Origin of the sequence: Vibrio sp. 070316B (assembly GCF_013114115.1) — a bacterium.
In the GTDB taxonomy this organism is placed as follows: domain Bacteria; phylum Pseudomonadota; class Gammaproteobacteria; order Enterobacterales; family Vibrionaceae; genus Vibrio; species Vibrio chagasii_B.
In genome coordinates, this window is the sequence record NZ_VTYC01000003.1 from 222,307 (window position 1) to 235,575 (window position 13,269).

The window sequence follows — 13,269 nt, forward strand, 5'->3', positions numbered from 1 at the left end:
TTTGTATATCAAGATCAGGAAAGAGCAGATAAGAGTAAACGAGATACGGGATGCGAAGACCTGGAAGAGCAAGAGCGGGTGATATTCGACAAGCAACAAAAAAGCAGAACAAGATAACTTGTTCTGCTTTTAGTCTTTTCGCTCTTAAGCTTTTCGAATCTCGATTACTCGAATCCCGAATCTGCTCTTAGTTGTTAGATCATAAAGATGAAAATAACAGATAGCGCGCTGATTAGGCCTGCGAAGAAGTAGCAGCCCACTTTACCTGCAACACCGACGTGGAACTTAAGGTCGTGCATGCCGTGGTGAAGACGGTGCATAGCGTGCCACATTGGCAGTGCCAGCGTTCCGATGATGAATAGCGCACCGATAATGCTGGTGGCAAATTCAGACACACGCTCGTAGCTCATTGCGTCCGCATCGATAATGCCCATTGGCACTAAGATACCTAACACTAAAATCGTGATCGGAGTGATCATCGCGAACCAAGTACCGCCAGCGCCGAATAGGCCCCACCAGATTGGCTCGTCAGAGCGTTGAGGATTGTGGTTAACAGGTTTTACTTTGTAATTTGTGTTCATAACGAAAGCTCCTTACACCACAACAAGAACGATTAAAGAAATAAAAGCCACCGCTGCCCACTGGGTCAGTACGATGATTCTCTTATCGACCAATTTGCCTTTAAGGCGGATTGGCATTACTTGAGGCATCATGCTGAAGAAGGTTTGAGCGTGCATTAAGCTACCTAGCAGCGCTACGATATTAATACCGATAACGATAGGGTTAGCCATAAAGCTCAACCAACCAGCCCACGCTTCAGGGCCTTTCACAAGCGCACCTAAACCGAAGGTTAGGAACACAGTGAACAGAATCAAAGGCAGTACAGTCGCTTCACGTAGCATGTAGAAGCGGTAGAACGGATGGTTGCTCCACCACGTTCTCTTCATCTCACGAACATAAGGCTTACGATTGCTCATCTTATGCCTCCTCTGCAGTTTTAACTTGAGAACCATCTGGTTTGAACATCGAGATAACGAAGTCCATTGAAGACTCAACTTTGCCTTGGTTTACCGCAGCCGCTGGGTCTACTTTCTTCGGACATACTTCAGAACAGTAACCAACGAACGTACAGCCCCAAGCGCCGTTTTCACCATTGATAAGCTTCATGCGCTCATCTTTACCGTTGTCACGGCTATCTAGGTTGTAACGGTGAGCAAGAGTCAATGCCGCAGGGCCGATGAACTCAGGGTTTAGGCCAAACTGAGGACACGCCGCGTAACAAAGACCACAGTTGATGCAGCCAGCGAACTGTTTGTATTTCGCCATTTGCTCTGGAGTCTGAATGTTTGTGCCGTCTTCAGGCTTACGGTCGTTACCAATGATGTAAGGCTTGATTGCTTCAAGGCGCTCGATGAACGGCGTCATGTCGACAATCAAATCTTTTTCGATTGGGAAGTTAGCCAAAGGCTCAATCTTGAAGCCATTCGGGTAGTCACGTAAGAAGCTTTTACATGCCAGTTTTGGCACGCCATCAACCATGATGCCGCAAGAACCACAAATCGCCATACGACAAGACCAACGGTAAGACAGGTCTTTATCTAGGTTATCTTTGATGTAACCGATCGCATCAAGTACTGACATGGTTTCATCAAACGGAACTTCAAAGGTTTGAAAGTGAGGTTCTGCATCGTGCTCAGGGTCATAACGCAGGATTTCAATTTTTTGGATTCGATTCGCTGACATTATGCTTGCTCCTCTTCGCTCTTCTTCGCATTCTCTTCTGCTGCTTTTTCAGCGGCAGCGGCTTTCTCTGCTGCTTCACCGTATAGACGAGCTTTAGGTTGAGATTTGGTAATCTTAACGCCGCTGTAGTCGATGGTTGGTGCTGCATCTTCGTTGTAGAACGATAGAGAGTGTTTCAGGAAGTTCACGTCATCACGTTCTGTGCAGTTGTCGTCTAGACGTTGGTGTGCACCGCGAGACTCTTTACGAAGGATTGCTGAGTGAACCATCGCTTCTGCGACTTCTAGGCCGTAGCCCACTTCGATAGCGTAAAGTAGGTCAGTGTTGAACACCTTGCCTTTGTCTTTAATGCTGATCTTCTTGTAGCGCGCTTTCAGTTCAGTGATCTTGTTGATGGTCTCTTGCATCAAGTCTTCTTGACGGTAGATACCACAGCCCGCTTCCATGGTGTGACCCATTTCAGTACGGATATCAGCCCAGTTCTCGTCGCCTTCTTGGTTCATTAGCGCAGCGATGCGATCTTCAACCGCTTTTACTTGCTTAGCGATAGACTCTTCATTCCAGCCTTTGAACTCTGCTGCGCGTTTCACTGCATGCTCACCAGCAACGCGGCCAAATACTACGAACTCAGCCAGAGAGTTAGAACCAAGGCGGTTTGCACCGTGTAGGCCAACAGAAGCACATTCACCAACAGCGAATAGGCCTTTGATGCGAGTTTCACAAGTACCGTTAGTTTCAATACCACCCATGGTGTAGTGAACAGTCGGACGAATTGGGATTGGCTCTTTTGCAGGGTCGACGTTCACGTAAGCTTTCGCCAGCTCACAGATGAACGGTAGACGCTCTTGCAGGTACTCTTCACCAAGGTGGCGAAGGTCAAGGTGTACTACATCACCAAGAGGGTGCTTGATGGTGTTGCCTTTCTGTTGCTCGTGCCAGAATGCTTGAGAAACTTTGTCACGTGGACCCAGTTCCATGTATTTGTTTTTCGGCTCGCCCACTGGAGTTTCAGGGCCCATGCCGTAATCTTGTAGGTAACGGTAGCCGTTCTTATTAACGATGATACCGCCTTCACCACGACAACCTTCGGTCATCAAGATGCCAGTACCCGGCAGGCCTGTTGGGTGGTATTGAACGAACTCCATGTCACGCAGTGGCACACCGTGGCGATAAGCCATAGCCATACCGTCGCCGGTCACGATGCCGCCGTTGGTATTACAGTGGTAAACACGACCTGCGCCACCCGTTGCTAGAACAACCGATTTTGCTTTGATGGTAACAAGCTCACCTTCAGACATATGAATCGCGATAAGGCCTTGTACTTCGCCTTCTTCAACGATCAAATCCACCACAAAGTACTCGTCAAATCGTTTGATTTGGTCGTACTTCATCGAAGTCTGGAACAGAGTATGAAGCATGTGGAAGCCAGTTTTATCCGCTGCGAACCACGTTCTTTCTACCTTCATACCGCCGAATCGGCGTACGTTTACTTCACCGTTTTCTTTACGACTCCATGGGCAGCCCCATTGTTCCATTTGGATCATTTCGCGAGTCGCGTTTTCAACAAAGTATTCAACAACATCCTGTTCACATAGCCAGTCGCCACCGCCAACAGTATCGTTGAAGTGGTTATCTAGGCTATCTTCGTCTTTAATTACCGCTGCTGAACCGCCTTCTGCTGCTACCGTGTGCGAACGCATTGGGTAAACTTTAGAAATCAGTGCTACTTCCAAATCAGGATTAGCTTCAGCTGCTGCAATAGCTGTTCGAAGACCAGCGCCGCCTGCGCCGATGACTGCGATATCTGTGGTAATTGTCTTCACAGTTATTCTCCAGTGTGATGCGGAGTATTCCGCTTGTTATTATAAAAAGCCCATTTAGAGAGCAGTAAACGGCATCAACCGATCATCACCCCTAAGCCTTAAGTGGTAGGTTCAGTGTAAGAGAGGAGGGGGTTTGAAAAATTGATGTATTTAGGTTTTTGCTCCGGTAATGCATATGGAGGCATAGAAATTATAGGTTATGTGACTGCAATCACGGCAATCAATTATTGATAACGATTCGTCCACAGGGCTTGTGTTAACGGCTTGTTGAGTATGATTTTTGTTATCAATGTTGGGTGGGGTTGAATATTAATAATTGTATTGTAGAACGTGATTTTATGGCTTCATCTAAACAGCACGACGGTTTAATTAATGCAAAGATAGAAGCTTACAAAAGCAGCGAAAAGTGATAATTTTCGTCGCCTAGAATTCAGTGATATGGAACTTAGTAATGCACTCTACATGGCAACCTGCCGCAACCATTAAGCAGTTAAAGCAACGTGCTGATATCCTTAGTCAAATCCGCCAGTTTTTTGCAGAGCGAGACGTGATGGAGGTGGATACGCCAGCCATGAGTCACGCCACGGTGACCGATGTGCATCTGCATACCTTCAAAACTGAATTCGTCGGCCCAGGTTACGCGCAAGGGCAACCTCTGTTTTTTATGACAAGCCCTGAATTTCATATGAAGCGCTTGTTGGCAGCAGGTAGTGGTTGTATTTACCAAATTTGTAAGTCGTTTCGTAACGAAGAGAACGGCCGTTACCACAACCCCGAGTTCACTATGCTGGAGTGGTACCGTATCGGTTTTGATCATCATGACTTAATGGATGAGATGGACTTGCTCCTACAGAAAATCTTAAAGTCAGGCGAGGCAGAGCGTATCACTTACCAACAAGCCTTCATCGAGGTGCTAGGTGTGTGTCCGCTTGAAGACTCTATGGATACTCTAAAACAAGCGGCAGCCAAGCTTGGGTTAAGTGATATTGCCGACCCTGAAGAAGACCGCGATACCTTGCTGCAACTGCTATTTAGCGTGGGTGTCGAAGAAAAGATTGGCCAGACAGTGCCCGCATTTGTTTATGACTTCCCAGCTTCACAGGCGGCATTAGCCAAGATTAACCCGAATGATTCGCGAGTGGCTGACCGTTTTGAGGTGTACTTCAAAGGTATCGAGCTGGCAAACGGCTTTCATGAGTTAGATAAGCCACAAGAGCAGCTTAAGCGCTTTGAAGAGGACAATGCCAAGCGTATCGAGATGGGCTTGTCGCCTCAACCGATTGACCATCACTTGATTGAGGCATTAAAAGCGGGCTTACCTGCTTGTGCTGGTGTTGCACTGGGTATTGATAGGTTAATCATGCTGGCTTTGGGTTACGACCATATTGATGATGTGACCGCTTTCCCATTCCCACGTTCTTAACTTTAGTTAGCAGAAGTTAGCTAGCAGCTCGATTAGCTGACCAGAATACCAGTGCCACTATCTTACTAGGATACCTGTGCCGACCACTGCAACAATGGCACCGATCCAAGCATAGGCGTTTGGTCTCTGCTTGGTATACAGCCATAGAATGGGCAGCAACATGATAGGTGTGGTTGAAGAGAGTAGAGCAACCATACCGACATTCCCTTCCTGCAGTGCATACAAGATCAGCGTCATTCCTACCGCCATTGCAAGAAAGCCGTTCACTGCGGTAATCACGAATATTTGACCATTCATCGGATTCAGTGCGCGTGAAAGCTTGGCGCCCGTTAAACGAAATGCGGAATGGGCGACAAAGGCGGTGATCATTCGAATAGCAGAAGCGGCTACTGGGTCGATGCTAGTTTGCATCACAGGTTTGGCAATAATACCGCCCAATGCTTGGCAGATAGCGGCCGTGATGCCCAGAGCAACACCAATCCACACGGTGCCCTTGATGGTTTCAAGTTGGTTATTAGCTTGGCCTCGACGACCAAAGAATATCGCGGTTAATACGCCACTGAATACCAAGGCCGAGCCAATAAGCTCGCCAGAGGTCATGCTCTCGCTAAACAGGAAGTAACCGAGAATCGCAGAGAACACAGCGTGACAAGAGAACAGTAAGCCAGCTTGGCGCGGGCCCATTCGGTTCAAACAGGCAAATAGGGCGGTATCACCAATGAAGATGCCAATCAGCCCTGATAGCATCATCGGTGTGACTAAGTCTGTTTCGACAGTTGACCAGCCACCCGTAAACCAAGCCATGCTTGATAAGATGACCGCAGTGCAGCCCATACGCCAGCGGCTATAGGCAAAAGAACCTAAGTGTTGAGCAGGCTTTACGGACATTAGGCTTGCGATAGCCCAAAGAAAAGCAGCAGCGAGAGCCAACCATTCGAACCCCATCGATTAACAGTCCTTGTGTCTGGGATAAATTAGCTCATCAATATGCATCAAACCGAACTGAGAACAAAGCGATTCTTAATAAATGCACCGCTTTGCTCCTCAGTGATAGGTTTACTCCAGTTATCTGTTTCGTTTGTCTAAATAGCGAGGCTTTATACCTTAAAGCGCTCGACATCTCGACGCATCGACTCAGCAGCGTTACTCATTTCATTTGAGCTATTGCGGCTGCTTTCAGCTTGCTGGGCTAGGTCGTCAGAGGCATCTTTGATCCCTTGTGTATTACGGCTGATGTCTTCGCTTACTGCTCGTTGCTCTTCGGCTGCGCTGGCTATCTGTAGTGCCATATCGTTGATTTCACTGATGGCTTGGGTGATTTTAGACAGGCTGTCGTGTGCTTGTTCTGCGAAGCCAACACTGTTTTCTGCCAGTTGAGTGCTGGTGGTCATGCTATCCACCGCATGTTCAGTATTCTTCTGTAGGGTATCGATCATCACACGGATTTCTTCCGTCGAGCCATGCGTTCTTTGGCTTAGCACTCGAACTTCATCGGCGACAACGGCAAACCCGCGACCTTGCTCGCCCGCACGTGCCGCTTCAATGGCAGCATTCAATGCCAATAGATTGGTTTGTTCAGCAATGCCTTGAATGGTGGATAGAATTTGGTTGATGCTTTGCGCGTTGTTTTCCAGCTCTCGGATAACATTGGCCGCGTCTTCTACTTGGGTCGCAAGGCGAGTGATGGCATCGCGGTTCTGTTGAATCACTTCTTGGCCGTCATTACACGCGGTTGCAGAGGCTTGAGAAGCGGATGCGGTTAATTCTGCATGGCTCGCTACTTCGGCTGCGGTAGCCGACATCTCATGAATTGCAGTCGCAATCTGGTTGATATCGTTTTGTTGATTCTCCACACGAATGGAGGATTGCGTTGCCAACTGGTTGGCTTTTTCGGCGTGGTTGTTTAAATCGTGGCTGTGCTCAACGACACCTTTCAGCATGCTCTGCATTTGACTTAAGAATTGGTTCACCAGCTCAGCAAGCTTACCTATCTCATCCATGCGGGTGATATCGATGCGTTGAGTAAGGTCACCTCGGCCTTGAGCAAGCTGGGTTAGCGCCTCTGACAAGGTTTGTAATGGGTAAAGCAGCCGGTTGATGACCATGGTGCTAGCGATTGAAATCACAATGTACAGAACAAGTGAGGTTAGGGCGATGAATTGAATCGCGTCAGAGACCGCAGAAAACGCCATTTCTTTATCGATAACAATACCTAATGACCAATCAGTATTCGGGACATTGGCAATGTAGACCAGTTTATCCCCTTGGCCTGGCCAAGTTAGCGTGGTGATCGTTTGGTCTTGGATCAATTGCGATACTTTGTTTGCAGTGAGTCCTGGGTTCAAACTGGTCAGTGGTTTCTGACTTAGCTCTTCATCCGTGTAGGCAACGATGTTGTTGTTACCATCCACTAAAAATGCAAAGCCATCGTTATCCAGTTTTACATTGAGAACCGTATCAATAATGCTGGTGACGGTTAAGTCTGCTGCGAGGACACCTTGTCTTTCACCGTTGAATGCTTTCGCAAAGCTGATGACAATGCTGCCGTCAAAGTCTTGATAAGGTTCAGTAATGACAAGGTCTGATGTTGCGTTAGCATCTTTATACCAAGGGCGGGTACGTGGATCATAGCCTGCTGGCCAATCTTCACCTTTATCGCCATACGCGATAGTGCCATCGCTGAATCCCGCATAAACAGACAAGAATTGCCCGGCTTGCTTGGTGATTAGTAACTCGCGGTCAGAGTTACTACTGCTTGAAATGGTCGGCTCATTGGCAAGCATCATATCGCTGCGAGTAGAGAGCCAATCGGCAATATAATTGGTAGTGCCGACACTGACATTTTTCATTTCTTGGTTGATTGCGACTTCAGTTTCTTGAGTCAGTTGATTAACCGAGATCCAGGCTTGAGCGCCACTCACGACGGCAATAATGACCGCAATGGCGATCTGAATTTTAAATTTAATAGTATGTCTCAAGGTCCATTCCTCTCTTATTAGACAGTAACCTAACTACAACGACGTACTTGATGGTGAATTGATGTGTCTCTGATGCGTGTATAGTGCCGCTGTCTTAGGCTGAATGACTGTGTTTGAAATCATAAATTCTTAATATATTGGCTCTGCTTTTTGTAAAACAGTGAAGTAAAATCACAGTTACCTGTTGATTGAAATGTTAGTTAATTGCTTGGGGTGGAGTGGTATAGAGCGAAAAAAGCGCTAAATTTACATTTAGCGCCTTAGTCCGGAGTAAGGGTGATCGTTGAACGTCTTTTAGGTGATGATGAACAACGCGAGGTAAACCATCAACAAGCCGACAATCCCCAAGATGATCCCCATCTTAGCCATGTCTTTGCTTTCGATAAGCCCGGTTGAGTAAGCCAGTGAGTTGGGTGGTGTCGATACTGGAAGAATCATGCCGAGTGATGCTGAGAAGGCAACCACAACCAATAATCCTTGTAAGCCACCAATCGCCACTAGGCTTTCCATCGATGCGCCAATCGCAGCGGCTATTGGCATTAGTAAGTTGGCCGTAGCGGTGTTCGACATGAAGTTAGCCATTAACCAGCACACGATGGATAGCGTGATGACTACGGCTGCAGGGGAAAGAGACTCATAGTCTATCGCGTGTGCCAATGCAGAGGCCAAGCCTGTTTTATCTAAGCCGATACCAATCGCAATACCACCGGCGACTAGCCACAACACATCCCAGTTGATTAGTTTCAATTCTTCTTTGCCCATGATGCCGGTCAAAGTGAAGACCGCCAGTGGAATGATAGAGACCACATAGGTGTTCATGCCGTGCAGTTTGGTAGTCATCCACAACAAGATGGTCGCTGCAAAGGTGACGTAAACGACGATCGCACGCCAACTCTTTCTGAACTGCCCATCGAGTTTAAGCACCATGTTTTTCTGCGTGGAAGGGAAGATTTTCTGAAGAAGGAACCAAGCAATGGTGAGTTGGATGATTACAAAAGGTAAGCCCATCATCATCCAGCTCAGGAAGTCGATGGTGTTTTCACCGGTTAGGTATTGAAGTGCAATGGCATTGGGAGGCGTACCGATTGGTGTTGCGATACCACCAGTATTGGCGGCAATCGGAATACACAATACGAGTGCTTTGATCCCCATATCGCCTTTGGGTGCCGAAGCTACAATTGGGCCAAGCAGGGCCAGCATCATGACAGTGGTTGCGGTATTCGACATAAACATTGAGAACACGGCGGTGATCAGCATTAAGCCAAGCATGATGAAGCGCGGTTCTGTACCGAATGGTTTCAGCAGCACTCGAGCTAGGTTGTTATCGAGTTCGTACTTAGATGCCGAGATTGCGAGAGCAAAGCCACCCATGAATAGAATGATGATTGGTGATGAAAATGCACCGAATATGTCGGTATATTTAATTAATTCACCAAGATCGTGTCCCGCTGGTGGATTTCGAAATAGGTGCAGACCTTTGTCGGAAATCATCACCAGTTCAAGTGCAATGATCAGTATTGAGGTGGCGAAAACTGGAACGGGTTCAAGTACCCAAAGTAGGGCAGCAAGTAGAAATATCGCTAGCAGGCGGTGTTGAATCAGCGTCAGGTCATCGATAGGTATTGAATCTATTGGCATGAATAACACGCCCAAGGGAATCGCAAAACAAATCAACAGCTTGACCAGAACGCCAACATTGAGTTTAGGCATGTACAAAGACCCTATGAATAAAATATCTTCAAATAGAGTAAGTTATCTGGATTTTTGGTACTTGGAGACGGGTTGGAAAATCAAAAAGTTGTTTAAGGTTTCGGCAACTGTTTTGTTTTTGGTCAATCTTTTATAGCGCTGATTTATGCATTGCTCTTTTAGGTCAGGGCTTAGGGGTATTGGAAGGTTAGAGGGCTGGGTAATAAAAAGGCACGTTATTAATTCAAATAACGTGCCTTGAAAGCTAAATGAGTTTACTCAAATTATTACGCTTGGTCTGTGTTCTCTACTGAATCAACAGCTTCAGTCTCAACTTCTTTACCAGCGATGTGCGCGTAAGGCGTACCAAGAACCGTTTTCTCGCCATTTTGCATCGTGTCGTCGAACTTGATTGCATCTTTCGCAAATAGGTTGATAACCGTTGAACCAAGCTTAAAGCGACCCATTTCTTCGCCTTTCTTCAAGATGATTGCTTTATCGCCTTGTGCTGGGTAATCCCATTTGTACACAGAGTTACCACGTGGTGGAGTAATAGTGCCAGCCCATACTTGCTCGATGCTACCTACGATAGTGGCGCCAACCAGCACTTGTGCCATTGGGCCAAACTCAGTATCAAAGATACACACTACGCGCTCGTTACGTGCGAATAGGTTTGGAACATTCTCAGCTGTTAATGGGTTAACAGAGAAAAGGTCACCTGGAACGTAGATCATCTGACGCAGCGTACCGTCACATGGCATGTGTACGCGGTGGTAATCACTTGGAGATAGGTAAAGCGTTGCGAATTCACCGTCTTTAAACTCTTCAGCAAGACCGGCATCACCACCTAGCAGCTCACGTGCAGAGTAGTCGTGGCCCTTCGCTTGAATCAGTTGACCGTCAGTAATTGGGCCAAATTGGCTTACGCGAGCGTCTGCTGGGTGAACGATAACAGAGTCGCCTTCAGCGATAGGGCGCATGCCCTCTTTCAATTCACGTACGAAGAATTCATTGAATGTTTTAAAGTGTTTTGGGTCGCTATGTAGCGCTTCATCCATGTTCACTTTGTATTGTTTGATGAACCAATTGATGATCGCTGTCGTTAAGCCACCCGCTTTAGCAGACGCCAGTTTGCCTACTAGACGAGTTAGTCCATGTTGTGGAATCCAGTACTGCAATCCAACTTTAATCTTATCCATTGTATTAATTTTCCAATGCTATGTGTTTTTCAATTCAATCTGTCGATGACGCTTTAGGGCGCGAGATGTTACTTAAATTCGCGCCAATTGTCAGTAACTGCACATATTTGTTCACAAAAACGCGATTAAAGATCTGCTTTTTTGTTTCGTGAATACTGACGGTTGTCTTTGTTGTTGACCATGCTCTCAATGATGCGGTGGTAGTTGTCGAAGCGCAGTCGACTGATCTTCCCATCCTCAACGGCTTCACGCAGGATGCAGCCTGGATCATCATTGTGCTTACAATCGCGGAACTTACAGCCGCCAAGGTAAGGCTTGAACTCAACGAAAGCTTCGGTGATTTCATCGGCTTCTAAGTGCCATAGACCAAACTCACGAACTCCAGGTGAATCGATTAGGTCACCACCTGAAGGGAAGTGGTACAAACGAGCGGCAGTGGTGGTGTGCTGACCAAGGCCTGAGTTTTCAGAAACTTCACCTTCTTCGATGTCGAGTGTCGGCATTAGCGCATTCACTAGGCTGGACTTACCTACACCAGATTGGCCAACAAAGATATTGATGCGGCCTTTAAGTTCAGCTTCTAGCTCTTTAATGCCGTAGCCAGACTCTTTACTCACGAACATCACCTTGTAGCCGATCTGTTCGTAAATTTTCAGTGTCTCTTGGTACTCAGCAATTTGCTCTTCAGTCAGTAGGTCGACCTTGTTGAGTACAACAAGCGGTGCGATTTTTACTGTTTCTGAAGCAATTAAGTAACGGTCGATAATATTAAGCGATAGTTCTGGAAGTACAGCAGATACGATAACCATCTGGTCTACGTTAGCCGCAACCGGTTTTAGGCCGTCGTAGTAATCTGGGCGAGTCAGCATTGAGGTTCTTGGTTCAACCGCTTCCACAACACCTGAAATACCAGCCATCGACTCTAAGCCTGCACGCCAAGTCACTCGGTCACCAGAAACTAAAGTCTCGATACTACGGCGTAAGTTACAACGATGAACTTCGTTTGTTTCAAGATCTTCGATATCAGCATGTTGACCAAAGCGTGTAATCACGAGTCCGCTTTTGGTGCCACCAAGCATGTTCTCATCCCACTGGATAGAATCTTCTTTCTTGAGTCGCTTGTTCTGGTTGCTACGTACACGACGTACCTGACCTTTAGTTAACTTCTTTTTTTTAGCCACAATTTTTCACTTAACACATCTAACTTGATGATTGGGAACTCAAACTGGTGTTGCTGGTGCCATTTGATTTCGATGGTCCTAAAGCTAGTTTGAGTATAGTTATTTGGGTATAGTACCTCTTTTAAACATAAACAAATAGGCGACGCCTTATGTCCTTTAGCGATCAGAACCTAATTTGGGTTGATCTAGAGATGACAGGACTGGATCCTGAAACTCATAAAATCATTGAAATTGCGACTATCGTGACTGATAGTGAGCTTAACATCCTTGCTGAAGGACCTGTTTTGGCTATTCACCAACCTCAGAGTGAATTAGACAAGATGGACGAGTGGTGTACAACGACGCACACTGGCAGCGGGCTAGTGAAGCGTATTCAAGAAAGCACCATCACTGAGCAAGACGCTATCGAACAGACGATCGCGTTTCTTGAAAAGTGGGTACCAAAAGGTAAATCGCCGATTTGTGGTAACAGCATTGGCCAAGACCGCCGCTTCCTATACAAGCACATGCCTGAATTAGAAGAGTACTTCCACTACCGCTATGTCGATGTAAGCACCCTAAAAGAGCTAGCTCGTCGTTGGAAACCTGAAGTATTAGATGGTTTTTCTAAGTCAGGAAGCCACTTAGCATTAGACGATATTCGCGAGTCAATTGCCGAACTGCAGTACTACCGAAAAACAATTATTAACATCTAGCCGGATAAACTGATCACGTTTGTCTAACTTTTCAGGGACATAAGAGCCAATTTTTTTGCAAATCTGTGTGCTTTTACAGCAGTTGAATAAAAAGTTTCGTAATTTTGCATTAAGGACTTGCATCACAAAAAAATGCTCTTATAATTCGCAGCCCTGAACGGCGAAAGACGTTTTCAGAATGCGACACTAGCTCAGCTGGTAGAGCGCAACCTTGCCAAGGTTGAGGTCACGAGTTCGAACCTCGTGTGTCGCTCCAATTTGTAGATTATGGCGAAAGCGGTAATCAGAAGGTGAAAGACCTTTCTATGCGATACTAGCTCAGTTGGTAGAGCGCAACCTTGCCAAGGTTGAGGTCATCGGTTCGAACCCGATGTATCGCTCCAATTTGTAGGTTACGGCGAAAGCGGTAATCAAAAGGTGAAAGACCTTTTCTAATGCGATACTAGCTCAGTTGGTAGAGCGCAACCTTGCCAAGGTTGAGGTCATCGGTTCGAACCCGATGTATCGCTCCAAATTCGCCTTTTAAAGGCAAGATTCA

The 13,269-nt window shown here is 46.6% G+C and carries 11 protein-coding genes and 3 tRNA genes; 5 read left to right on the forward strand and 9 right to left on the reverse strand.

What is annotated here, in order from left to right; translation table 11 throughout:
• Positions 1-194: 194 nt before the first annotated feature.
• Genes frdD through frdA form a run of 4 tightly spaced genes read right to left on the reverse strand, consistent with a single transcriptional unit; the run spans position 195 to position 3,566 of the window.
• Complete coding sequence (gene frdD / locus F0251_RS04985; RefSeq protein WP_052880182.1) at positions 195-581, reverse strand: fumarate reductase subunit FrdD; 387 nt, start codon at positions 579-581, stop codon at positions 195-197.
• 12 nt (positions 582-593) lie between these two features.
• Positions 594-977, reverse strand: coding sequence for a fumarate reductase subunit FrdC (frdC, locus tag F0251_RS04990; RefSeq protein ID WP_171730485.1), 384 nt, complete (start codon positions 975-977; stop codon positions 594-596).
• 1 nt (position 978) lies between these two features.
• Entirely contained in the window at positions 979-1,743 is a 765-nt protein-coding gene (locus F0251_RS04995; RefSeq protein WP_171730486.1) for a succinate dehydrogenase/fumarate reductase iron-sulfur subunit, read from the reverse strand.
• On the reverse strand, positions 1,743-3,566 hold the full coding sequence (frdA, locus tag F0251_RS05000) for a fumarate reductase (quinol) flavoprotein subunit (protein WP_171730487.1): 1,824 nt from the start codon (positions 3,564-3,566) through the stop codon (positions 1,743-1,745). Before frdA ends, F0251_RS04995 begins: the two co-directional genes overlap by 1 nt.
• 451 nt (positions 3,567-4,017) lie before the next feature.
• Between frdA and epmA the strand changes: the two genes are divergently transcribed.
• Entirely contained in the window at positions 4,018-4,989 is a 972-nt protein-coding gene (gene epmA / locus F0251_RS05005) for an elongation factor P--(R)-beta-lysine ligase (protein ID WP_171730488.1), read from the forward strand.
• Positions 4,990-5,046: 57 nt separating this feature from the next.
• Here the strand turns inward: epmA and F0251_RS05010 are convergent, their stop codons facing one another.
• From F0251_RS05010 to rsgA, 5 genes are all read right to left on the reverse strand, one after another.
• Positions 5,047-5,934 (reverse strand): DMT family transporter, encoded by an 888-nt coding sequence (locus F0251_RS05010; protein ID WP_171730489.1) that lies wholly within the window; start codon positions 5,932-5,934, stop codon positions 5,047-5,049.
• Positions 5,935-6,086: 152 nt separating this feature from the next.
• Complete coding sequence (locus F0251_RS05015) at positions 6,087-7,967, reverse strand: methyl-accepting chemotaxis protein (RefSeq protein WP_171730490.1); 1,881 nt, start codon at positions 7,965-7,967, stop codon at positions 6,087-6,089.
• A 294-nt stretch (positions 7,968-8,261) separates the two neighbouring features.
• The gene (locus tag F0251_RS05020; protein WP_061033204.1) at positions 8,262-9,677 is read right to left on the reverse strand and encodes a DASS family sodium-coupled anion symporter; all 1,416 of its coding nucleotides are present in this window, start codon (positions 9,675-9,677) and stop codon (positions 8,262-8,264) included.
• Between the two features lie 266 nt (positions 9,678-9,943).
• The gene (gene asd / locus F0251_RS05025; RefSeq protein ID WP_105057809.1) at positions 9,944-10,855 is read right to left on the reverse strand and encodes an archaetidylserine decarboxylase; all 912 of its coding nucleotides are present in this window, start codon (positions 10,853-10,855) and stop codon (positions 9,944-9,946) included.
• Positions 10,856-10,980: 125 nt separating this feature from the next.
• On the reverse strand, positions 10,981-12,036 hold the full coding sequence (gene rsgA, locus F0251_RS05030) for a small ribosomal subunit biogenesis GTPase RsgA (protein ID WP_061033206.1): 1,056 nt from the start codon (positions 12,034-12,036) through the stop codon (positions 10,981-10,983).
• A gap of 149 nt (positions 12,037-12,185) precedes the next feature.
• On the opposite strand from rsgA, the gene orn reads away from it, so the two are divergent.
• From orn to F0251_RS05050, 4 genes are all read left to right on the forward strand, one after another.
• Entirely contained in the window at positions 12,186-12,731 is a 546-nt protein-coding gene (gene orn / locus F0251_RS05035; RefSeq protein WP_004741326.1) for an oligoribonuclease, read from the forward strand.
• A gap of 180 nt (positions 12,732-12,911) precedes the next feature.
• A tRNA-Gly gene (locus F0251_RS05040) sits at positions 12,912-12,987 on the forward strand.
• Positions 12,988-13,038: 51 nt separating this feature from the next.
• Positions 13,039-13,114: transfer RNA gene (locus F0251_RS05045), tRNA-Gly, on the forward strand.
• 53 nt (positions 13,115-13,167) lie between these two features.
• Positions 13,168-13,243 (forward strand) — tRNA-Gly (locus F0251_RS05050).
• Positions 13,244-13,269: the final 26 nt, after the last annotated feature.